Here is a 21,139-nt window from a genome sequence, read left to right as displayed (position 1 = left end):
TGCTAGGCGCATCATCCGGCCACGGCTAACCGGCATTCTTCAGTGTCGCGCATCAGGCACAGTGATCAGCACGGGGCCCCGGTCACGTTTCAGCTGAATTCGTTAGGATATACCCACCAGGGGTATATAAACGGCAGGGTAAAGGGAAAACGGGAGGCAGCAATGACCACCACCGAGGCGGACCGGACGCCGGACGCGGCACACGGCACGGACACCGCCGACGCCACGGAAACGGCCGACGCCACGGCTCCCGCCGAAGTGATCGTGACCGACCACGACCGGGGAATCCACGGCTACCACCACCAGAAGGCCGAGCACCTCAAGCGCCTGCGCCGCATCGAGGGACAGATCCGCGGTCTCCAGCGCATGGTCGACGAGGACGTCTACTGCATCGACATACTCACCCAGGTGTCGGCGTCCACCAAGGCACTCCAGTCCTTCGCGCTCCAGCTCCTGGAGGAGCACCTGCGTCACTGCGTCGCCGACGCCGCGGTCAAGGGCGGCGAGGAGATCGACGCGAAGGTCGAGGAGGCCACCAAGGCCATCGCCCGCCTGCTGCGCACCTGACCGGGGCACGGCTCGCACCCGGCCAGCACCTCGGCCCCGCACTCGGCCAGCACCTCGGCTTCGCACCTGGTCAGGACTTTCGGCCTCGGACCCGACCGGGGCCCCGGCCTTCCGGCCCGCTGCCCGGCGCCCGCCCCGTCACCCCCGGTATTCCGCCTGCCGGGGGACGGTGGTGCGCTCGGCGATCGACTTGACGTCGAGCACCTCGTCGATCCGGTCCGCGCTCAGCCGCTCCCCGATCGCCGCCGACGCGGCGATCATCAGCTCCCCGCACAGTTCGATCTCGGCGAGAGCCACATGGTCCGATGCGGTCCGCGGGCTGAGCGTCACCACGTCACTCACCTCTCACTGCCGTCGCCGGCTTCCCAGGGTAGGGATTGCGCCACATGCCGCGCATGGCACGGACGGACCATTTCGCGTCCGCCAGATGCCTAGACAGCGGCATCGAGGGCGGCCGAGAGCGACGGGCCGGGCCGGTCAATCCCGCCACCCCTGCTCGATCTCACCGGTATAGATGTCGCCCGCGTCCGGCAGCGGTACGGAGACCGCCACCCCGAACCCGTACAGCAGCGTCGTCGACACCACTTCCCGCGTATGCCCCTCGTTGGCGAAACTGAACCGGTGCCGCACCTTGCGCAGCCGGCCCTGTTCGTCCAGATACGCGTCGAACGGCACCGTACTCCTACGGAACCCGTTGGCCGCGGCCGTCAGCGCACCCCGCGAGGCGGGCGAGGCGCGGCGCGCGGCCTGCGCGATATCGGTGGTGCCCCGGTAGTGCCGCACCGTCACCCCGGCCAGGTCGGTCTCCCCCACGTACGTCACCGTGCGCGCCCCGCCCAGCAGTTCGGCCGCCGCCATCGGATCGGTGACGCCACCGGTCACCAGGTTGCCGTCCGCCAGCGCCGTCGTGTCGATCCTGACCCATTTGTCCGCGGGCACCCCGGCGCCGCGGTTCATCATGTACAGCGCGCCCGGGGCCAGCAGCTCCGTGATGGGCCGGTGCTCGTCCTCACCCGCCGCGTCCTGCGGCAGCACGACCTTCAGCCGGCCGGACTGGGTACGGAAGTCGTATGTCCCCTTGCCCCGGATCGTCACCCTGGTACCGCCGACCGCCGTCTCCATCGCCGTGACCACCTCGGCGCTTCCGGCCGCGGACCCGTCCCCGGGCCCCACGAGCACCGCCGCGGCCCGCTGCACGGCCTCGACCGCGGCCGGACCGGACCGGTCGCCGTCCTCGGCACCACCCCCGCCGTCCACCGCACACCCGGCGGCCGCCGCCATCACGCCCACCGCGGCAAGGGCGCACACAGCGCGCGCCCCGCCTCTGGACCTGTGCTGCTGCACCACCATCGCCTGCCAACCCCCAACGCCGACCGACTGCCCGTGCCCCACCCGTTCCGCATAACGACGGCCCCCGCGCCCCGTAACGACCGGACGCCAGGTCGTCACACTGCCCGCACACACCTCACCACCGGACGGCCCCGCCCAGTACCGTGGACGCGTGTACGACCAACACACCGCCGAGGTCCCGCCGTCCGTTCCGCCGGCCCGGCCCGCCCATGAAGCCACCACCGTCGAACGCGGCTCGTTCTGCACCGCCCGCTGCGACTGCGGCTGGTCGGGGCCGGCCCGCAGATCCCGCGACCTGGCCCGCGCGGACGCCGCGGGCCACCGCGCGTCGGCGGCCTGACCCGCGCCCCTCCCCGTCCTCGCCCTCTCCCCCACCCCGGAGGCCCGATGACCCTGCCCAACCGGCGCACCGTCCTGACCGCGGGCGCCGCGGCCGTGCTCACGGGCGCCGCCGCCACCGCGTGCGACAGCGGCGGCCCCGGAGCACCGGCCGCGGGCCCCACCCCGGCCACGTCGGCGGCCACCGCCACCTCACCCGGCTCACCCGCCTCCCCCACCTCGTCCGCGACGGCCTCACCCGTCGTTCCGGCGGACTGGCCGGCCCTGGGCAGGAGCCTCGCCGGTTCCCTCGTACGCCCCGACGACGCGGCCTATCCGACCGCCCGTCAGCTCTACAACACCCGCTACGACGGACAACGGCCCGCCGCGGTCGCCTACATCCGGCACGAGGCCGACATCCGCGAGTGCCTGGCCTTCGCCCGCCGCAGCTCCGTGCCCGTCGCCATCCGCAGCGGCGGACACTCCTACGGCGGCTGGTCCAGTGGCGACGGGCGGCTGGTCATCGACGTCTCGTCACTGAACCGCGTCGACGGGAACGGCACGATCGGGGCGGGCGCCCGGCTCCTCGACGTCTACCAGGGCCTCGCCGCCCACGGCGTCACGATCCCCGGCGGCTCCTGCCCCACGGTCGGCATCTCCGGACTGACCCTGGGCGGCGGCCACGGCGTCGCCTCGCGCGCCTACGGCCTGACCTGCGACAGCCTCACCGCCGCGACGATCGTCACCGCCGCCGGCAGGACACTCACCGCCGACGCCACCCACCACCCCGACCTGTTCTGGGCGCTGCGTGGCGCGGGCAACGGCAACTTCGGCGTCGTCACCGAACTGCGCTTCCGCACCCGACCCGCCCCGCAGACCGTCTCCGCCTACATGTCCTGGCCGTGGTCGCGCGCCCGAGCGGTGGTGACGGCCTGGCAGGAGTGGGGCCCGGACCAGCCCGACGAGATCTGGTCCGCCGCGCATGTCGCGGCGGGTCCGGGCGGCGGCAGCCCGACGGTCTCGGTCTCGGCCTTCAGCCTCGGCACGTACAGCGATCTGCAGAACGCCGTCGACCGCCTCGCCGACCGGATCGGCGCCTCCGCGTCCTCGGTCTCGCTGCGCCGCCGCAGCTACCAGGAGGCGATGCTCGTGTACGCGGGCTGCTCGGGCATCACCGACGCCCAGTGCCACCTGCCCGGCACCACACCGGGCCGCGCCGTCCAGGGTTCGCTCCAGCGCGAGACCTACGCGGCGGCGTCCGACTTCTACGACCGCTCCCTGCCCCCGCAGGGCGTCCAGGCGCTGCTCGAACGGACCGAGGCCTTCACCCGCATCGGCGCGGACCAGGGCGGCGGCGGCTCGGTCGCGCTCACCGCCCTGGGCGGCGCGGTCAACCGGGTCGCCCCGCGGGCCACCGCGTTCGTCCACCGCGGTTCACGGGTGCTCGCCCAGTACATCGGCGCCTGGCGCACGGGCACGGCCGGCACCGCTCAGCAGAAGTGGCTGAAAGACACCCATGCCACGCTGCGCCGTTACGCCTCGGGAGCGGCCTACCAGAACTACACGGACCCGGAACTGACGGACTGGCGCAAGGCGTATTACGGCCAGGCCGTCACTCGCCTCGGCGAGGTGAAGAGGAGTTACGACCCGGAGGGATTCTTCACGTACCCGCAATCACTCTGACCGGATCGGTGAGCGGGCCGACGGGCCCGGTCGGGGGCAGGCCGGGGAGCGGGCCGGGGACCGGATCGAGGTCGGAGCGGGACCGGGACCGGGTCGGGTCGGGTCGGGTCGGGTCGGGTCGGGTCGGGTCGGGTCGGGTCGGGGGGACCGTTTCGGAGCGGAGCCGGTCCGGGCGGTGAAGCCCGGACCGGAATGAGTCCCGAATGGGCCTCGGCCTCCCTCAGGCGGCGAGGCCCTTCTCACCCTCCGAGCCGCCGCCCGAGCCGGGGCGCGGCTCGGGAATCCCGCGCGCCTGACCGCTGTCCCCGGCCGTCACCGCGATCGGGGTGCGCGACCTGACCAGCCTGCCCAGCCGGCCGGACCGCGAGACAGCGGCCACCAGCGGCGTCAGCAGCATCATCGCCAGCGGCGCGAGCAGCAGCGCGGCGGCTGTGCCGAGCGCGAAGCCGCCGATGACGTCGGTCGGGTAGTGGACTCCCATGTAGATCCGGCAGAAACCCTCCAGCAGCGCGAGCGCGATCGCCGCGATGCCGAACTTCCGGTTCGCCACGAAGAGCCCGACACCGAGGGCCATCGCCATGGTGGCGTGATCGCTGACGAAGGAGAAGTCGTTCTTCCCGTTCACCAGGACTTCCAGCCCCTGGTGGTCCTTGAACGGTCTCGGCCGTTCCACGAATCCACGGATCGGGATGTTGATCAGCAGCGCGATCCCGGCCGACAGCGGCGCCCAGACGAGCCCGGCGACGCCGGTCACCGAATCCTCGGCCGTGCCGCGCCGGCGGACACTCCACCAGCACCACAGGACCACCAGGACCATGCCGAGCATGATCCCGTACTCACCGACGAACTCCATGACCCGGTCGAACCAGGTGGGAGCGGACTTCGCGAGCCCGTTGATGTCGTAGAGCAGGCTGACATCGGGGTTCGACCCATCCAGTGCGAGTCCAGCCATCTGCCGCGGCCCCTTGCCTTGTCTGCTGCCGCGGCGCACGCCCATGTGCGCCGCTATGACGAACCCCCGTATTCGGTTCGATCACTTACTTCCGTCGGGGCGACGCCAGGTCAATGGCTGCGGCCCCGGTCCCACCAGAGAACGACGCGCCCCGTGCGTACGTTCCACTCTCTACCGAATGATCACCATGACGTTATCGAAGAGTGACTCATCGTCGCAGCTCAGGGCCCAGGCTTCACAGAGAGTTCCGGCCACCGTCGGCCGGCGGTCATGCCGCCGGCCGGGCGGTCGGAAGAGCCGCGGCCCCTTCCTTGGTGACGCGTGTCGCACCGAAGTAGTCGGGCGTGTCGATCTTGTCGAACCGGATGACGGCCCCGGTGTACGGAGCGTTGATCATGTACCCGCCCCCGACATAGAGGCCGACGTGGTGAATGGCCCGCGAGTTGGTCAAGTCGTCGGAGAAGAAAACCAGGTCACCGGGGAGCAACTCGTCGCGCGCGGGGTGCGGACCGGCGTTGTACTGATCGTTCGCCACCCGGGGAAGCTCGATGTCGACGGTCCGGTACGCGGCCTGGGTCAGCCCCGAACAGTCGAACCGCCCGCCCTGCGCCGCCGTACCGTTGCCGCCCCACAGGTACTTCGTACCGAGCTTCTTCTGAGCGAAGTAGATCGCGCCCGCCGCCTGCTGGGACGGCTGCACCCGCCCCACGGGCCGGGCGAAGCTCTTCTCCAGCGAACGGATGATCCTGACGTAGTTCTGTGTCTCCGAAATGGAGGGGACACCACCGGACTTGATCACCCGGTACGCACCGGCGTTGTAGGCCGCCAGCATGTTGTCCGTCGGGTCCCCGGGGACCTTCTTCACATAGCCGGCCAGCTCGCAGTCGTACGAAGCAGCGGACGGAATCGCGTCGGCCGGATCCCAGACGTCCCGGTCACCGTCGTTGTCCCCGTCGACCCCGTGCGAGGCCCAGGTGCCGGGGATGAACTGCGCGATGCCCTGAGCGGCGGCCGGACTCTGCGCGCGCGGGTTCCAGCCGCTCTCCTGGTAGAGCTGAGCGGCGAGGAGTGCGGGGTTGATCGCGGGGCAGAGGTTGCCCCACTTCTGCACAAGAGGCTGGTACTTGGCCGGCACGGCCCCCTTGGCCAACGCCACGGCCCCGCCCCCGCCCGCACCGCCGACGAGTCCGGCGGCGGCGGAGTACGTACCGACGACGAGCAGCGCCACGAAGGTCATGGCGACGCCTACGCCGATCCCACCTGCCATCCAGTATTTCCGCACCCCTCAACCATCCCCCATCCGACCGGGGTTCATGGCCGTTCTCGACGGTGTGTGCGAGTCGGGTGAGGCATTGGGGTCACAGACCGACCGTTCCGGCGCACCGGACACCCGGCCCGGCGCGCCGGGTGCGCCGGGCCGGGACATCCGTGCGCCGACCGGCCGTCAGGAGGCGCCGGAGGACCAGTAGTCGGACCGGACATTGGGGCCGGGCAGCGGATAGACGCCGTCGTAGTCCGGCCCGTTCGGCTCGGACGCGGAGTCGGTGACCTTCGACTCCTTCACACACGGGGTGTCCGCCTCGAAGAAGGCCTGTCCCTTGGCGCGGACGCTCACGCTGATGCCGAACCCGTCCTTCGTCACCGCGTAGACCGCCGGGAACACCGTGTCCTCGTTCTTCGCCTTGATGCGGTAGTCGCTCGTGCGCCAGAACTGCTCGACCTGCTCCAGGAACGTCTGCCGACGGTCGGCGGAGACGATGGTCATGACGGTGCGTCTGCGGGTCACGTCACAGCTGCCCTTGGTCGTCGGCCCATGGGCCCACTGCACCTCGGGGTCGATCTTCTTCAGTACGGCGTCGAGCATGCCGTCGGCCCGGTCCGCGGCCTCCTGCATGTTCATGTTCTTCCCCTTGGTGCCTTGGGTGTCCTTGGTGTCCTTGGTGTCCTTGGGGCTTTCGCCGGCCGCGGTGCCCGCGTCCGCTGCCGCCGGACCCTTCTCGCTGCCGCAGGCGGACAGCGTGAAGCCGACAGCCAGAGCCACCGCCACGATCTGGAACCTTCGGCTCATCGCTGTTCCTCCATCTTGAGCCGGTCGGCATGTCCCGACACGATAAGAGCAATGGCGTCGGCGGACATGGCGTCCCGTGCCGGGTTGAAGTAGTTCGAGTGTGCGTCGAAGCTCAGACCGTCACCACTGACGAGTGGCTGGCCGGGGGCCACGGGGAACCGGACGGCCCCGAAGGCCTTGCTCGCCGGGTCCTTGCCGAACCAGAGGTCGTCGTCGCCCGGGTCGGCCAGGTCCCCGGCCGCGTACGCACCGGCCGGCCCGCCCAGGATCATCCCGATCGCGCCCACGACCGTCTGCGTCTTGGACGGGAGCTTGGTCACCGGGTCGTTGGCGGCCGCTCCCACATAGACGTGCGCGGCGCCGACCCCGAGGTCCACGGCATGGTCCACACCCACCCCGGGGCTGCCGACCAGAATGATGTCGTCCACCCCGGGTATCCCGCCCAGGCGCTGGGTGGCGGCCCCGACCGTGCGGGAACCGTAGGAGTGCCCGATGGCCGTGATGTGCGGATCCTTGTTCTGGTTCGTGGCCACGATGCCGCCCATGAAGTCGTCGTAGGCCGCACCGCCCTTCTCCGCCCGGCCGGTGCCCGCCACTGCCAGACTCTGCCACCCGTCCGGGGTCTGCGGTGCGTCGTAGCCGAGCCAGACGATCGCCGCGCTGGACGGGTCGTAGCCCTGGGCGCCGATCGCTGTGTCACGCGCACGCTTGAGGTCGTTCTTCGCGAACTCCTCGTCGAGGGAGGTGTTCAGCCCCGGAACGTACGCCGACACGTTCTGCGAGGTATCGGGGTTCCCGTAGGCGACGATCGCCCGGCCGTTGCCCTCGTTGCTGATGCCTATGAGGTACATCGGAGGCTGGCTGCCCTCCTTCAGCTGCCGGTCGATCTCCCGGAGCCCGGCCAGCTTCTCCTTCGAGGCCTTGTCGCTCCGGCCCTCCAGCTCCGAGATCAGGTTCGGAAGGTTCCGGCGGTTGGCCGTGTCCCGGTCGGCGGCCGGAATACCGTCCAGGTTGCCGATCCGGTCCGGGGAGAGCTCCAGGTAGCGATCGCGCTCCTGCTGCGAAAGCCCGTCCCACCACGCCTTCCGGCCTGCCGCGCTGGAACCGGTCGGGATGCGCCCGTTGAGGTACTGCCGCTCCGAGTCGCGTACGGCCGAGTCGACGCGCGTACCCGACCCGGGCAGACCGGTGAGCGCGCCACCGACCCCACCGGGCCCCGTGGCCACGTCCCAGGCGGCGGACACGTACTGCCCCTTGTCCCACTTGCCGCCCGACTTGTTCGCGGCCTGCGCGTACTGGTCGACGATGCCCTTGGCGGTGTCCACGGGGTGGGCGATCGTGTCGATGGCTCCGGTGACGTCGCCGAGCAGTCCGCCGTCGCCCATGAGGCCGGTGAAGAAGCTGCCGTCCGAGCCGTTGCCGGAGGAACCCTTGGTCGAGGACTGTCTACCCGCGTCGACTCCTGAAGAAGAGCCGCCGGTCGCGTCCGAACCACCCGAGGCGGAATCGGACCCGCCGGAGGCGGAGCCGGACCCGCCGGAGGCCCCGGACGCACCGGCGCCGGACGTACCGTCGCCGCTGCCGCCGGAACCACTGCCTCCGCTGCCGCTGCCTCCGGACGCGTCGGATGAGCCGCTCGCGCCGGATGCGCCGGATGCACCTGAGTCGGCACCGCTGGAGCCCGATCCGCTGGAGTCACTGCCGGCGGATTCGCTCCCGCTGGAGCCCGATCCACCGGTCACGGTCGCGCCTTCGAAGCCGTCGCCGGAACTGGTGCCGCTGCCGCCGGTCTTGCCCTTCCCGCTGTTGCTGCCGTCCGCGACGACCACGGGGGCCGGGCAGGAATTTCCGGTCACCTCGCAGACGGCACCGCGGAACCGGCCGGACACCTGCCCGCCCATCCCGGTGGCCAGGAGCCCGCCGACGATGGCCACCACCACAAGGATCAGGCCCACGTACTCCAGCGCGGACTGCCCGGTGTCCACCCGCCACCTCATCATCCGGGGGACGCTGAACTTCTGCTGCTCGGCGCGCTGTTCGGATGCGAGCCGGAACCACGCACGCGACGTGGGGCGGCACAACAGGATGACAGCGGCCACGGGCAACGCCAGCTGCGTCAGGCTCCGGGTGTTGTCCGCGTCGTTCAGCGTCGCCAGCGCACCGAGGAGGAGCCAGGCATGCACGGCAAGCAAGCCGTACCAGACCCGGGGGCCACCGGCCCGCGCGTAGAGCGACAGCACGAACCCGGCAATGCCGGGAAGCACGGCGTACAGCACCATGCCGAGCAGCCGTCCGTCCACCGCGTCGACCGACGCGGCCACGAGCAGCGCGTTGAACGCGCCCACGATCGTGACGACGAAGAGCAGACGGACGAGAATCAGCACGGCCTGCAAGGGACTCGGCAGCGCCTGCCGGCCCGGACGCACCTCGGCGGCGCCCACGTCGGCACCCTCCGGTGACGCTACTTCTCCTATGCCAGACACGACGAGTCTCCCCAGCTTTGTGAGCAGGCGCAGCGACAATTCCCCCCGGTATTCGTATGCGACCACAACACCGCGGGGTTCTGCATGGGCCCCAGGGCCCAAATGCCGGTCTCAACATCCGGTCACGGAGCCTTTGTTACCGCTGACGATCACCCGCTGCGGTCCCCACGAAAGTGATGTGACGTCAAGAATGCCTGCCGGTCCATAAGTCGGAAAGGGCACCGGGTGCCGCCACCGAACCGCCCCCGTGCCGCGTCATGCCAGGCCGCCGTGCGCGGCGCGGCACAGGAGCTGAGGCCCCCATCCACACCAGGCAGCCGCCTCGAAGAAGGCTCGGGCACCTCCGCCCATGAGGAGCCGTCAAGCCCGAAAAGCCTCTGTCGTACCGAAGAGAACGTCGGACGCGCCGCGTTCGCATGGGCTCCACTCCGACGGCACCCGGCTTCCCGGCACCCGTGTTCCACCACGCCCGGAGAACTCCCCCCGAGCGCCCAGGAAATGACGGGTTTCGGGCCGACTGCCCAAGCCTGTCCACGGCAGCGGCCACCTCTGCTCCCCGTCGACCCGCCTCAGCCGGCCCGCACCGGCACGACCGCCGCCCCTGACGCCGGCCGTCGGATCGCTCGGTCACCGGGCGCTACACGCCGTACGTCCTCGGGTCCGCCGTGCCGAGCCTGCGCAACGCGTCGGCCGCACGGGTCCCGGGCGGGGGGCCGTCCTCCGGGATGTGCCACATGCGGTACGCCGGGGAGCCGTCCTCCCCCTCGTACCTCAGACACAGCGCCGTACGGTCCGGGTCCCGGAAGTCCGTGCCGATCCAGCTCAGTTCCATGCCCCAGCGGCTGAGCAGTTCCGGCCGGTCACGCAGCTCTGCCGCCATCAGCCTGGCGACCTTGCGAGCCGGCCACGTCCACGCGTGGTCGTTCTCGGCACGGCTGATCTCGGCGTCGTACGCGGTCGCGTCGAAGCGGAGGTCCGGGATGGCACGCACGTGCAGAGGGGAGGGCGGAGGTGGCGGGCAGCGCCAGTCGGACCAGATGACCTGGTCGCCGTCGCGCCTGATCGTGACGTGCAGCGCACCGCAGCAGCCCTCGGTGCAGCAGGCCTCCGCGAGCCGTATCTCGCGCGGCTCCTCCGTGGCGCGCAGCCGGCCACTGTCCAGCAGCCACTCCGGACTGTGCGCGGGGCCCCTGCCGAACACCTCCGGCACCAGGGGCCGGCCGTCGATCAGGATGCGGACCTCGACCGTGTCGGAGTCGACCGGATCGCGCACAACCGTCTCGATCCGCAGAATCCGCCGTGCTGGGCCCCCGGGGCCTACAGGGCCCACCGGGCCCACCCCACCGGCGAACGGCCGCCCCGCATTGCGCCGGGCCCACCGGAACCGCCGGTGCGCGACCCGGTCCGCGCCCTCCCCCGGCTCGGCGTCCGGGGACGTCACGGCGCACCACTCGGGCCGCCGCAGTACGGAGTCCAGCTCCGCCAGCAACGCCTCGCGCCGGCCCGGCCCCCAGTCGTGCAACCGGCTCGGCCCGCTGTGGAGGTCGAACGCGGCGGAGAGCAGCAGCCCGAAGTGGTCGAGCGTGGGCTCCAGCACTCCGGCGCACGAAACGAACGCCTCGTACGACCGGACCGCCTCCGAGCAGTAGAGGATCTCGGCCCGGTCGTCACGCAGGCTCGACGCACGGAACAGCAGCCACCCGGTGCGCGCGGCCAGCGCGGCGCGCAGCGACGTCGGCATCGGTGGCGGTGGCGGTGGCGGGGCCGGTGGCGGCAGGGGGTTCGGGATCTGCAACGGCAAAGCCTCCGCCGTTCCCGCTCCTCCTCCTGCCCCTGCCCCTGCCCCTGCCCCTGCCCCTGCCCCTGCCCCTGCCAGGATGTCGGCCGGTCGCACCGCCTCCAAGATTCTCCGTGCGGTCTCCGCCCCCACGATGCCGGGATCCCGGGTAACCACCGCCATTCTCCGGAGCACCGCCGCCCCGTCCGCCGCCTCCAGGGCAGCGGCCAGTCCCCGCAGTTCCGTCCCCGCCGCGTGGCACCCCAGCCACACCAACGCCGCGGCCTGCCGGTCGATGGTGTCGAGGGCGTGCACGACCGGGGTCACCAAGTCACGGACGCCACCGAGGGGCTTGAGGTACGGCACGTCCTCCGGCTCACCGAGCCCGGCCAGCAGGGCGAGGCCGACACAGACGGCCTCGAAGCTGCTTCCCGTACGGGTCAGGCACCGCGCGAACGCCCGAGCCCGGTCTTCGTCGCGCAGCTCCACATCGCGTACGGCCAACAGGATCTGGCTGCCCCTCACCGGGTGTCGCAGGGCAGCGAGGCGCCGTTCGGCCTCGGCTGCGGCCCGGACCGCATCGGGGTCGGTGAGCAGTGTTCTCAGGAGATCAGCCACCGCGGTCCGGGTCTCCCGCCAGTTGCCGCCGGAGCGGCGTCCCGGCGCGGCAGGACCGGGCAGCGCGTATCCCCCTTCAGGGGGCAGCCCATTGGGCTCCGCGCGGGAAAGACGCAGGGCGCACGAGTGCAGCGACGGCCGCGAGGTGAACGCTTCGCGCGCTTCCGGGGCGCTCAACGGGCGGGGTGGTTCTCGATTCGTGAAGTCATGCGGCGGATTGTGGCAGGGCCCGCGTTGCCGCACCAATGGATTTCGCCGTCGCCGCCCGCAAGCGGTGTCCACGAGAGCACTGCCGGCCACTCCCGACCGGAGCAGCGGGAAGAATATGCCCCCATGAGCCATTCACCCCCTTCTCCTTCTTCCTCTTCTTCCTCTTCTTCCCCTTCCTCCCCGTCACTCCCCCCGCCGTCCCCCGCCTCGTGGCGCCGGCCCATGGTCGCCCGCCTCGCGGACGAGCAGCACCGCACCGCGACCATGCTGGAGCTGTTCTTCGACCTCTGCTTCGTCACGGCCGTGGCCCAGGCAGCGGCGGCGTTCGAGCACGAAGTCGCGGAGGGGAACGTCGCCCACGGTGTCCTCGGCTACGCGATGGTCTTCTTCTCGATCTGGTGGGCGTGGATGAACTTCACCTGGTTCGCCTCCGCCTACGACACCGACGACGTGCCCTACCGGCTGCTCACCCTGGTCCAGATCACCGGCGCCCTCGTCCTCGCCGCGGGGGCCTCCGAGGCCCTGCGGCAGGAGGATTTCACGGTCATCACCTGGGGCTACGTGATCATGCGCCTCGCCATGGTCACGCAGTGGCTGCGCGCAGCCAGGTCCGACCCCGAGCGGCGCTCCACCTGTCTGCGTTACGCCGTGGGGATCCTCGTCGTACAGATCGGCTGGCTCGTGCGCCTGACGCTCCCCGAGGACACCGGACTCGTCACCTTCGCCGTCCTCGTCCTGGCCGAGATCGCCGTGCCCGCCTGGGCGGAGCGTGTGACCGCCACCACCTGGCATCCGCACCACATCGCCGAGCGGTACGGCCTGTTCACCCTGATCGTGCTCGGCGAGTCCATCACCGCGGCCACCGGAGCGGTGCATGCCGCACTGGACTCCGACGCGGCGCTCAGCGATCTCGCCGCCCTCGTCGCCGGGGGCATCCTGACCGTCTTCGCCCTCTGGTGGCTCTACTTCGCACGGAGTGCCCGCGTGCACGACCGGCTCACCACCCTGCGCATGGCCCTGCTGTGGGGGTACGGCCACTACCTGGTCTTCGCCTCGGCGGCGGCCGTCGGCGCCGGTCTCGCCGTCAACGTCGCGCACGCCACCGGCCACGGCCACCTCTCCGACCGTACAGCGGCAGCGGCCTACACCATCCCTGTCGCCGTCTTCGTCATCCTCGTCTGGCTTCTGCACCACCGCACCGGCGGGCTGCGCCGACCGGTCGACGCGCTCCATCCTCTTGCCGTCATCGCCGTCCTGGCCGCGACGTTCGTACCCTCGTCGGTCCTGGTCACGGGCATCATCACCGCACTCCTCATCGCCGCGACGACCGCGTTCTCCGCACAGAACGCGCATGCCGGAACCACTGCCGAGCCCGGCCCTCCGGCCGCATGATTCCGCCCCGGCCCTCCGGCCGTCCGAACCCGCCTCGGGCCGCCCTCCGGCCGTCTGAACCCGCGCCCGGGGATCGCGGCCCATCCGCCCCGCCCCGCCCCGCAGCGCGGCGCAGCTCAGCGAGTGGTCCGGGCAGCCGCCGCCTGTCCCGGGAGCACGATCCCCTGTGCCTGGGCGGTCCTTCCCGGGCGCAGGGTCCACGGCACGGGAGCCGTCTCGGTCAGCCACCCGTCGGCGAGGATTCCGCTCACGACGAGTCCGCGCAGCGAGCGCGAGAGCTTCTTCCAGCCCAGGCCCTTGCACAGCTGTCCGTACGACGGCCCGTGGCCGTGTTCCGCACGGAAGGCCACGGTGAAGGCGGCGGCCTCCCGGCCGCACTCCGGATGCGCTTCCCGCCACGCCTCATGGTCGCCGGCGGCCGGCCGGGGCGCCGGGACCGGTGACGGCGCGGACATGAACGCCTTCGCGAGCCGCCCGAAGGAGCACCGGCACAACCCGCACTGCTCCACGGCCTCCACATGCCGCAGCAGCGCCGGGCTGACGCCGGACTTCCACTCCGCCCACTGTGCCGGGGTGATCTCCACGAGTTCGGCCGCGGCCGCCGCCTCACGCGCCGCCCTGCGCACCGCCTCCTCGGCCTCGATCTCCGCGACCTCCTCGGGGGTACGGAACATGCCGGCGAGGTGCCGAACCGCCGGGCCCAGCCGGTACGTCCGCCCGGACACCTCGGCCAGGAAGCCCTTCTCCAGGAGGACGGGAACGGCCGCGTAGCAGCCGACGGGCAAGTCGCCGGGCGCCTCCCCGACGAGTTCGTCCGTGCAGTACGCGGCCAGGAACAGGGCGGCAAGCCGGGCGGCGGGCGAGGCCTTCTTCACGGGCTTCGCGATCCTCGTACGCATGGCCCATCCCGAGACCTTCGACCGCGTGCCCTTCCCCAGGGGCAGCACGTGATCCGGCCCCGGCGTCATCTCCGGCACGATGATCCCGGACGGCTTGTCCGGATCCCCGTCGAGCAGCGAGCCGGGCACCTGCCATCCGGCGGCGGCGAGTTCGGCGACGGCCTGCTCCGGGTCGTCCAGCCGGAGCGACCGCAGATCCGTGCCCGTAAGGTTCCCCACCCCGGCCCGCGCGGCCCGGATCGCCACGACGACGGCGAGGAGTTGCGCGTCGACGGACGTCAGCGGAAGGCCGACCACGTACGAGAGAAGCTCACGCGCCGCCTCTCCCTGGCGTGGCGTCAGAAGAAAGGGCAGGGGCGCGGGAGGCGGAGGCGGCACGGCAGCCGTCTCGGCGGAAAAGGCAGGCTTGGGCACATCACATCTAACGGTGATCAGACCGCAGAAGTCACGCGTGACGTGAAGCACACTCACGCCCCGCTCGCGCCGCTGTCCTCCTCGCGCCCCTCTCACCCCGCCCGGCCGCTGCCGGTACCCGCGACCGGGCCCGGCCGCCGGGCCCGGGGCCCGGGACTCTGGCCCCGCGTTCCGCGATCCGCGCTTCGGGCCTCGGGCCTCGGGCCTCGGGCCCCGTGCCCCGGGCGAAGAAAGACATTGCGTCACTCCACCCGCTCACCCATGATCTCCCGCAATGACACATGAACTCGCAGGAGCGGCTGAACTCCTGGATGCCGGGGACGTACCCGGAACCGTACGGGCCCTGCGCCCCCTCGCCGACAAGGCGCCCCTCAAGAACCTGGCGAAGCTCGTGCACCGGCTCGCCGCCACCGCCGGCGTCGACGACCTCGCCGCTGCGGCCAAGGCTCTGGCTGGAGAACCCGGCCGACCGCAGCAGCTCTACGACTTCGGTTACGCCTGCGTGGAGCACGACCTCGCCTTCCTCGCGGTTCCCGCCCTGCGTGAGGCCCTTCGCCTGGTACCCGGCTCCCGGGCGGCACGGTCCGAGCTGGTCTCCGCGCTGGAACGCGAGAACCGCAACGCGGAGGCGGTGACCGTACTCGCCGCGGCCGGCGACGAGCTGCCCGCCTGGCCCGAGCGCTATCTCCTCGTCCACAACTCGCTGCTGGCCGGAGACCTTTCCGGAGCCCGGGACGCCTTCGGCCGGCTGCCGGCACCCGACGACGCGAAGTGGGAGTGGGCGCACGGCCGCGTCACCCACATGCTGCGCCGGGCCGGGAGCGCCGCACTGGCGGGACCGCTCGACCGCCGGGACCTCCGCGGCTGGCACTACGCCCTCACCGGCGGATACCTGGCCATGCTCTCCCCGTACGGCTTCGACGCCGCGATGACCGGCCGGTACGCGTATCTGGGGGACACCGTCGAGCTGTGCCGGTACGGCCTCGGCCGGCTGGCCCTGGTCCTGCGCACCACGGGACGCACGCCCCGTTCCGTCTCCCTGCTGCCCGGCCGGAGCGACCGCGTGCTGGGTCTCGCCGCGGCGCGACTGCTGGGACTGCCCACGGAGCCGTACGACCCGCAGCGGACCGACACCCTCGTCGTCGCCTACGACATCAACGCGGTGGAGCCGGACGTGGCCGTCACCCTGCGGCGGCGTCCGGCGCGCCAGATCCTGTTCGAGCACGCCACCTGCTGGACGAATCCGCCGGTCGCGACAGCGGACGTGAGCACGTTCCTGGTGCAGACCGTGGTCGAGCCGTGGGGCGCAACCATGCGGATGGGCGACAACGGCGTGGAGCAGTCCCCTCCGGACGAACGCCCGGAGCCGGAGATCGCCGAGGCGATCGTACGGGCGGACGGCACTCCCGAAGGCGGCGACGGCGAGACCCCACCGGACGGCGACGCGGTGTTCGGCGCATTCGTCTCCGCCACATCGGCGGACTGGGCCATGGCGCCGCGCGACCGTGTCGACGCCCCCGGTCCGGTCCCGAGCTCCCGGTTCGCGTAGCGACGGAACAGCGCAACGACGGACCGGACCGGGCGGGGCGGGCGGATCCGACGGGCAGGCGGACCCGGCGGGCGGACCGGCAGGTCGTGCGAGGGGCCGGGCACCGATTCCGGGCGCGTCAGCGGGACGACAAGCGGGCGTTAGCAGAACATGAGCGGCGGGCGGGAAGCTTCATAAGTCAGCAGGTCAGGAGGGGGAGCGGTTCGCCGCAAGTTCCGGGCCTCGGCAGCACCGCCACACTCGACCGCCACACACTCGGGGAATTCACATGCGTACGATCCACACCCGCAAGCGCACCGCCACCCTCGGCGCCGCAGTCACCGCCGTACTCGCCCTGGCCCTCACGGCCTGCGGTGGAGACGGCAGCGGCACGAAGTCCGCCGGCCCGGCGGACGACTCCTCGAAGACCGTCGCCTCCGCGGACGCCACGCAGCCCGCCGGCTCCGCCGATTCCGCGGACACCGCGAAGTCCGGCGGCTCCGCGAAGACGGCCACCTCCCACAAGGGCTCGGGCTCGGACACGGGTTCGTCCGAGGGCGGCTCCGCGAAGACCGGCACGACCACCGGCGGGAACACCAGCGACAGCTACGCCTACAAGCACCCGTGCAAGAGCGAGGACCTGTCGGTGCGGGTGTACGCCCGTGAGGGCTCGGCCACCCAGCACGTGATCGAGGTCAACAACACCGGCGCGAACTCCTGCGGTCTGAGCTACTTCCCGAGGGTCAGCCTGGGCAGCGCGAGCGCGAAGGACCACAGTGGCGACATCACTCCGCTGATCCCCAGCGGCCTCGGCGGCGCTCCCGCCTACCCGGTCAAGCCCAAGAACGCCGCCATCGCGGTGATCGACCTCAACCCGAGCGGTGCGAGCGGCGCCCTGACCTGGATCAACGAGCTGAATGTGCTGGCCGACGGCGACCACATGCCCAACGCGGAGCAGCTCAACTTCCCGCTCGGTCCCGACGTGAAGGTCCTCGACCCGAAGCTGGGCCTGTACAGCAGCACGATCGCCGACGCGGTGGCCTCCATGAAGCAGGCGGACTCGAAGTCCTGACCCCGGCCCCCCGGACCCCGGGCACCAAACAACGGACACCAGGCACCCAAGCACCGGGCACCAAGCACCGGGCACCCGCACCCGACCGGGCCGAGTGGCAGTGGCTCCGGACCGACCACGACGGCCGGTCCGGAGCCTCTGCCACTCCGTCAGCCCACCTGCTTCGGCTGCGTGAAGCGGATACGGTTGCCGAACGGATCGCGGAGCCCGCAGTCCGTACCGTACGTACGCTCGGTGGGCTTCTCGGTGAACTCGACGCCCCGGGCGAGCAACGTCTCGTACGTCTTGCGGCAGTCGTCCGTGGTGAGGATGAGCCAGCCCCCCATCGCCCCCTTTGTCACGAGGTCGCGGACCTGTGCCGCCGTTTTCTCGGACATCGCCGGGGCGCCCGGCTTCTCCAGAAGGATCTGGCGTTCCGGATGCCCGGGGACGCTGACGGCCAGCCAGCGCATGAACCCGAGGTCGGTGTCGGCGGCCACCTCCAGCCCGAGCTTGCCGACGTAGAAGTCGAGGGCCTCGTCCTGGTCGAGGACGTACATCTGCGAGTGCGTGATTGCGGTGAACATGACGTTCACGCTACGGCGGGAACGGCACAGGAACTTATCCAGAACTGCTCAGTCACCACCCGGAAGCCCTCGGTCGCAGAGCTGCACGCACACTCAAGAACTCGGCCGGGTCCACGCCATCGTGAAGCAGGTCGGCACCCCGGTGGCCATCGCTTCCCTGCGGTACGTCCTCGGCGGCCGGCCGACGATGTCGCGGAAGGTCCGGCTGAACGTGCCCGTACTGCCGAAGCCGACCTCGAAGGTGATGTCCGTGACGCTGCGGTCGGTCTCCCGGAGCAGGAACATCGCCCGCTCGATCCGGCGCCGTTGGAGGTAGCGGTGCGGCGTCTCGCCGAACGTGGCGCGGAAGGTGCGCGAGAAGTGCGCCTCGGACACGTGGGCGAGGCGGGCGAGGGCCGGTATGTCAAGGGGCTGGGCGTACGCACGGTCCATCGCGTCCTTCGCCCGCAGCATGCGTCTGTTCGACTTCTCAGCAGCACTGTTCACCCCACAGCTCCGGTCCCGCAACAGCGGAACGCAGCCTTCACCACGACGAGACCGAGCGCCCCCGGCAGCGGAATCCGCCCATGCGTCTTTCCGCCGCGCCCCGAGAGGCCCTCACCTACTTCGGACATCACACCCCCAGATGCCAGAGCCCGACACACGTCCACTACACACAGTCACAGTAGATCGCCCCACTGACAGTCGGGCTCGGCAGCGCGTTCCGCCCGGAGCAGGCTCCCGCCCAGCCCGGCAAGTCGGCCGCATACCGGGAACGTTCCGGCCGGACCTCCTCGTTACGCCTACGCCTTACGCCTGCGTCCGTCCACGGCACCCACAGCCGCCCGAGGAGCACCGTGCCCGCACTCACCCCCGTCACCGCAGCCGCCCTCCCCGCACTTCCGCCCCTGAGCGCGCAGGCCGAGGCTCTGATCGGGCTCGGGGTGCACGAGATCGCAGGCCTGACGGCTGCCGAGATCCGCGACTTCGCCAGAACCGCCGAATCGGCCGAACCGGCCGAACCGGCCGAACCAGCCGATGCCGTTGGTGCCAGCAGGGGCACCGGCAACATCGGCGCCCTGCTCGCCGTCCACCCGGACCGCGCACCCGCCTCCGCCCTCGTCCCCCTGCTCCGCCGTGAGGGCAAACCAGGCTTCGTAGTGGTCGACATGCCCGATGTCGACCTCTTCACCCCGCTCGACACCGTCGCGGTCCCCGACGCACCGCTGTACGTCCTCGGCGGCGTCGACCGAGGCGACCGCATGGCCAACTGGAGCCCGGACGAGGCACTGCCCGCCCTCCTCGCGCGGAACCGCACCCCGCTGCTGCTCACGGAGGGAATCCACTGGGTGCTCCAGCAGCCCGCCGCCCTGGAACGCAACCACTGCTTCATGACCATCGGCTCCCGGCTGCGCAAGCCCGACGGCACCCTGGACTCCCGCACACCGGCGCTCTGGATCAGCAACGGCACCGGCCGGGACGGCCGCGAGCGGCGCAACGCCCCGAAGGCAGGCTGGTGCTGGGCAGGAAACCGACACACATGGCTGGGTTTCGGTTCCACGACGGGCCGCCGGGCCGAGGGGCGGTAGCACCGCCGTCACCCCGGCCCCGCCCCGCGGGACAGCGGCGTACGAGAACGGCCTCGCGCACACCGTTCTCGCCGAGGCCTTCGACACCGAGGTCCTTGCCGCCCGGAGTATCGCCGTGGACCGATCAGGCTGCCGGCCGAGTCGGACGGCCGGCGCCCGGCCGTAGTCGCGCGACGACAGGCTTACACCTACCCCTCCCCGAGGCGCGCACGGCCAGGGCCGGACACTCATGTCATGTCCTTCACCACACGCCTCAGACGTACAGCCGTAGCGGCAGCCCTCCTCGCCCTCACCACGACCGCGTGCGGCACCGAGCACGCCGGGCAGCCGCAGGCCGGACCGGCCGTCCCGCGACCGTCGTTCACCCCTCGGCCGAAGTGCGCCCAGCCCGCCGAGACGCCCCCGGCCCCGCCTTCTTCCTCCTCTCCCACGTCGAGCACGCCCGAACCACCGCAACGGGAAAGCAACGAGGACCGGCCGCCCAACTACGCCGACAACCACGCCTATCGCATGTCGGCCGGGCTCAGTCCGGCCAAACGCGCCAAGGGAGAGGCGTCCGCGGCTCTCATTCAGCACGAACTGGAGAAGGCGCGAAAGGAGAGCGATGTCAGCGAGAAGCGGATCACCGCGGCCCTGGCACACCTCGGCTGCGGAACGGAGCACGGCGTCTACGTCGGGGACGGGTTCTACAGCGTTCACACGGGAGACGTCTGCGTGTCCGGGTACGTGACGGAGAAGGAGCTGACCATCCAGGTACACGGCGCCTACGCCGAACCCCAGCCGGGGACCGGTCCGTGCGTGGAAAACCGGGGAGGTCACTGAGCCGACCGGCCGCACGGACGGGCACGTGTCCCGAGGCCCGGCCACGGGCATGATCAATCGCATGAAAGTGGGCAAGCGGGACGACGCGAGCAACGGCACCGCAGGTGCCGATCCGACAATCGGCACCACCAAGCGAGGGAGCGACGAACCGGGCCGGATCCTGCACTGGAACTTCTTCATAGGCGGCCACCTGAGCGCCTCCGTACCCGTCCGCCTCGTCGAACGTACGCCCGAGGCCCAGCTCGTCTGGATGGAGGCAGGCACCCCGATGTGGCGCACGGCCCTGCCGCGCGGCACCACCCACCTGCGTGACATCGCCCCGCACAAGCGCCCGGCCGCCGGCTACCCCGTGATCGCAGGCCGGTGGCCGATGGGCAACGCCCTCTTCTACCAGCCGGCCGGCGCCGCGCATTCCGTTCTGTGGCTCTTCGGCCGCAGCCAGAAGTTCCGTGGCTGGTACGTCAATCTGGAGCGCCGCGTCCACCACGGCGACGACATCGACATCGCCGACCACGAGCTCGACATCAACGTGGCGCCGGACCGCAGCTGGCAGTGGAAGGACGAGGAGTCCTTCGCCGAGAAGACCGGCCATCCCGCGTACTGGACCGCCGAGGAGGCCACAGCCATCAGGACCGAGGGCGACAGGGTGGCCCGGCTCGCCGAGGCCGGAACCTTTCCTTTTGACGGGTCCTGGTGCGATTTCCAGCCTCCTTCGGCCTGGCGAACCCCGCGCCGTCCGCCGGTCCCCCGCCACCCCCTCCTCCAGCCCCCGACTGCCCCGACCTCCCCGCACCATCCCTGAACGGTGCGGGTCGGCGCCTGTCGCGGGTCTCGGTCAGGGCGGCGCGATGC

General features: G+C 71.3%; 19 protein-coding genes. 9 read left to right on the top strand and 10 right to left on the bottom strand.

The annotated features are described in order from the left end of the window. Positions 1–162 precede the first annotated feature (162 nt). Positions 163–567, top strand: a complete 405-nt coding sequence (locus ACZ4LX_RS34255) for a metal-sensitive transcriptional regulator (RefSeq protein ID WP_467650886.1) — start codon at positions 163–165, stop codon at positions 565–567. Positions 568–705: 138 nt separating this feature from the next. Here ACZ4LX_RS34255 and ACZ4LX_RS34250 read toward each other — a convergent pair whose 3' ends face one another. Then, positions 706–900 carry a hypothetical protein gene (locus tag ACZ4LX_RS34250; RefSeq protein ID WP_467650885.1) on the bottom strand — a complete coding sequence of 65 codons (195 nt, stop codon included), beginning with the start codon at positions 898–900 and terminating at the stop codon, positions 706–708. A gap of 144 nt (positions 901–1,044) precedes the next feature. Continuing rightward, on the bottom strand, positions 1,045–1,917 hold the full coding sequence (locus tag ACZ4LX_RS34245; protein ID WP_467650884.1) for an SCO4651 family lipoprotein: 873 nt from the start codon (positions 1,915–1,917) through the stop codon (positions 1,045–1,047). A 151-nt stretch (positions 1,918–2,068) separates the two neighbouring features. Here ACZ4LX_RS34245 and ACZ4LX_RS34240 point away from each other — a divergent pair, with 151 nt between their 5' ends. Both ACZ4LX_RS34240 and ACZ4LX_RS34235 read left to right on the top strand, forming a co-directional pair. Further along, the gene (locus ACZ4LX_RS34240) at positions 2,069–2,257 is read left to right on the top strand and encodes a hypothetical protein (RefSeq protein WP_467650883.1); all 189 of its coding nucleotides are present in this window, start codon (positions 2,069–2,071) and stop codon (positions 2,255–2,257) included. A 47-nt stretch (positions 2,258–2,304) separates the two neighbouring features. After that, positions 2,305–3,918, top strand: coding sequence for an FAD-binding oxidoreductase (locus ACZ4LX_RS34235; protein WP_467650882.1), 1,614 nt, complete (start codon positions 2,305–2,307; stop codon positions 3,916–3,918). A gap of 220 nt (positions 3,919–4,138) precedes the next feature. Here the strand turns inward: ACZ4LX_RS34235 and ACZ4LX_RS34230 are convergent, their stop codons facing one another. The 5 genes from ACZ4LX_RS34230 to ACZ4LX_RS34210 form a co-directional block, all read right to left on the bottom strand. Further along, positions 4,139–4,870, bottom strand: a complete 732-nt coding sequence (locus tag ACZ4LX_RS34230) for a phosphatase PAP2 family protein (RefSeq protein ID WP_467650880.1) — start codon at positions 4,868–4,870, stop codon at positions 4,139–4,141. Between the two features lie 268 nt (positions 4,871–5,138). Then, positions 5,139–6,137: a C40 family peptidase gene (locus tag ACZ4LX_RS34225; RefSeq protein WP_467650879.1), complete on the bottom strand. Its 999-nt coding sequence runs from the start codon at positions 6,135–6,137 to the stop codon at positions 5,139–5,141. Between the two features lie 177 nt (positions 6,138–6,314). Beyond that, positions 6,315–6,938, bottom strand: coding sequence for a hypothetical protein (locus tag ACZ4LX_RS34220; protein ID WP_467650878.1), 624 nt, complete (start codon positions 6,936–6,938; stop codon positions 6,315–6,317). Then, positions 6,935–9,421 carry an alpha/beta hydrolase gene (locus tag ACZ4LX_RS34215; protein WP_467650877.1) on the bottom strand — a complete coding sequence of 829 codons (2,487 nt, stop codon included), beginning with the start codon at positions 9,419–9,421 and terminating at the stop codon, positions 6,935–6,937. Before ACZ4LX_RS34215 ends, ACZ4LX_RS34220 begins: the two co-directional genes overlap by 4 nt. Before the next feature lie 637 nt (positions 9,422–10,058). Further along, a complete protein-coding gene (locus ACZ4LX_RS34210) occupies positions 10,059–11,816 on the bottom strand; it encodes a hypothetical protein (protein ID WP_467650876.1) in 1,758 nt (585 codons plus the stop codon). Positions 11,817–12,248: 432 nt separating this feature from the next. On the opposite strand from ACZ4LX_RS34210, the gene ACZ4LX_RS34205 reads away from it, so the two are divergent. Beyond that, entirely contained in the window at positions 12,249–13,418 is a 1,170-nt protein-coding gene (locus ACZ4LX_RS34205; protein WP_467650875.1) for a low temperature requirement protein A, read from the top strand. Between the two features lie 116 nt (positions 13,419–13,534). Here ACZ4LX_RS34205 and ACZ4LX_RS34200 read toward each other — a convergent pair whose 3' ends face one another. Further along, positions 13,535–14,731, bottom strand: a complete 1,197-nt coding sequence (locus tag ACZ4LX_RS34200; RefSeq protein WP_467650896.1) for a hypothetical protein — start codon at positions 14,729–14,731, stop codon at positions 13,535–13,537. Positions 14,732–15,005: 274 nt separating this feature from the next. On the opposite strand from ACZ4LX_RS34200, the gene ACZ4LX_RS34195 reads away from it, so the two are divergent. Next, positions 15,006–16,280, top strand: coding sequence for a tetratricopeptide repeat protein (locus tag ACZ4LX_RS34195; protein WP_467650874.1), 1,275 nt, complete (start codon positions 15,006–15,008; stop codon positions 16,278–16,280). 268 nt (positions 16,281–16,548) lie between these two features. Further along, positions 16,549–17,331 (top strand): DUF4232 domain-containing protein, encoded by a 783-nt coding sequence (locus tag ACZ4LX_RS34190; RefSeq protein ID WP_467650873.1) that lies wholly within the window; start codon positions 16,549–16,551, stop codon positions 17,329–17,331. Between the two features lie 149 nt (positions 17,332–17,480). Here the strand turns inward: ACZ4LX_RS34190 and ACZ4LX_RS34185 are convergent, their stop codons facing one another. Both ACZ4LX_RS34185 and ACZ4LX_RS34180 read right to left on the bottom strand, forming a co-directional pair. Beyond that, a complete protein-coding gene (locus ACZ4LX_RS34185) occupies positions 17,481–17,897 on the bottom strand; it encodes a VOC family protein (RefSeq protein ID WP_467650872.1) in 417 nt (138 codons plus the stop codon). Between the two features lie 93 nt (positions 17,898–17,990). Then, positions 17,991–18,350, bottom strand: a complete 360-nt coding sequence (locus tag ACZ4LX_RS34180; protein ID WP_467650895.1) for a helix-turn-helix domain-containing protein — start codon at positions 18,348–18,350, stop codon at positions 17,991–17,993. Between the two features lie 383 nt (positions 18,351–18,733). Here ACZ4LX_RS34180 and ACZ4LX_RS34175 point away from each other — a divergent pair, with 383 nt between their 5' ends. The 3 genes from ACZ4LX_RS34175 to ACZ4LX_RS34165 all read left to right on the top strand — a co-directional run bounded on the left by ACZ4LX_RS34175 (position 18,734) and on the right by ACZ4LX_RS34165 (position 21,089). Beyond that, positions 18,734–19,465, top strand: a complete 732-nt coding sequence (locus ACZ4LX_RS34175; RefSeq protein ID WP_467650871.1) for a DUF5701 family protein — start codon at positions 18,734–18,736, stop codon at positions 19,463–19,465. A gap of 234 nt (positions 19,466–19,699) precedes the next feature. Next, entirely contained in the window at positions 19,700–20,287 is a 588-nt protein-coding gene (locus ACZ4LX_RS34170; RefSeq protein WP_467650870.1) for a hypothetical protein, read from the top strand. A 61-nt stretch (positions 20,288–20,348) separates the two neighbouring features. Then, entirely contained in the window at positions 20,349–21,089 is a 741-nt protein-coding gene (locus tag ACZ4LX_RS34165; protein WP_467650869.1) for a ribonuclease FAU-1 family protein, read from the top strand. Positions 21,090–21,139 lie beyond the last annotated feature (50 nt).

The sequence above is a fragment of the Streptomyces sp. NPDC026062 genome (assembly GCF_055568375.1).
Note: the sequence above shows the minus strand (reverse complement) of the source record. Positions and strands in the feature narration are given on the sequence as shown.

Coding starts and splice junctions, on each gene's coding strand:
- ACZ4LX_RS34235 (WP_467650882.1), top strand. CDS start 2,305: ATGACCCTGCCCAACCGGCGCACCGTCCTGACCGCGGGCGCCGCGGCC.
- ACZ4LX_RS34255 (WP_467650886.1), top strand. CDS start 163: ATGACCACCACCGAGGCGGACCGGACGCCGGACGCGGCACACGGCACG.
- ACZ4LX_RS34185 (WP_467650872.1), bottom strand. CDS start 17,897: ATGTTCACCGCAATCACGCACTCGCAGATGTACGTCCTCGACCAGGAC.
- ACZ4LX_RS34190 (WP_467650873.1), top strand. CDS start 16,549: ATGCGTACGATCCACACCCGCAAGCGCACCGCCACCCTCGGCGCCGCA.
- ACZ4LX_RS34195 (WP_467650874.1), top strand. CDS start 15,006: ATGACACATGAACTCGCAGGAGCGGCTGAACTCCTGGATGCCGGGGAC.
- ACZ4LX_RS34225 (WP_467650879.1), bottom strand. CDS start 6,137: ATGGCAGGTGGGATCGGCGTAGGCGTCGCCATGACCTTCGTGGCGCTG.
- ACZ4LX_RS34220 (WP_467650878.1), bottom strand. CDS start 6,938: ATGAGCCGAAGGTTCCAGATCGTGGCGGTGGCTCTGGCTGTCGGCTTC.
- ACZ4LX_RS34165 (WP_467650869.1), top strand. CDS start 20,349: ATGAAAGTGGGCAAGCGGGACGACGCGAGCAACGGCACCGCAGGTGCC.
- ACZ4LX_RS34230 (WP_467650880.1), bottom strand. CDS start 4,870: ATGGCTGGACTCGCACTGGATGGGTCGAACCCCGATGTCAGCCTGCTC.
- ACZ4LX_RS34170 (WP_467650870.1), top strand. CDS start 19,700: ATGTCCTTCACCACACGCCTCAGACGTACAGCCGTAGCGGCAGCCCTC.
- ACZ4LX_RS34180 (WP_467650895.1), bottom strand. CDS start 18,350: ATGCTGCGGGCGAAGGACGCGATGGACCGTGCGTACGCCCAGCCCCTT.
- ACZ4LX_RS34245 (WP_467650884.1), bottom strand. CDS start 1,917: ATGGTGGTGCAGCAGCACAGGTCCAGAGGCGGGGCGCGCGCTGTGTGC.
- ACZ4LX_RS34205 (WP_467650875.1), top strand. CDS start 12,249: ATGGTCGCCCGCCTCGCGGACGAGCAGCACCGCACCGCGACCATGCTG.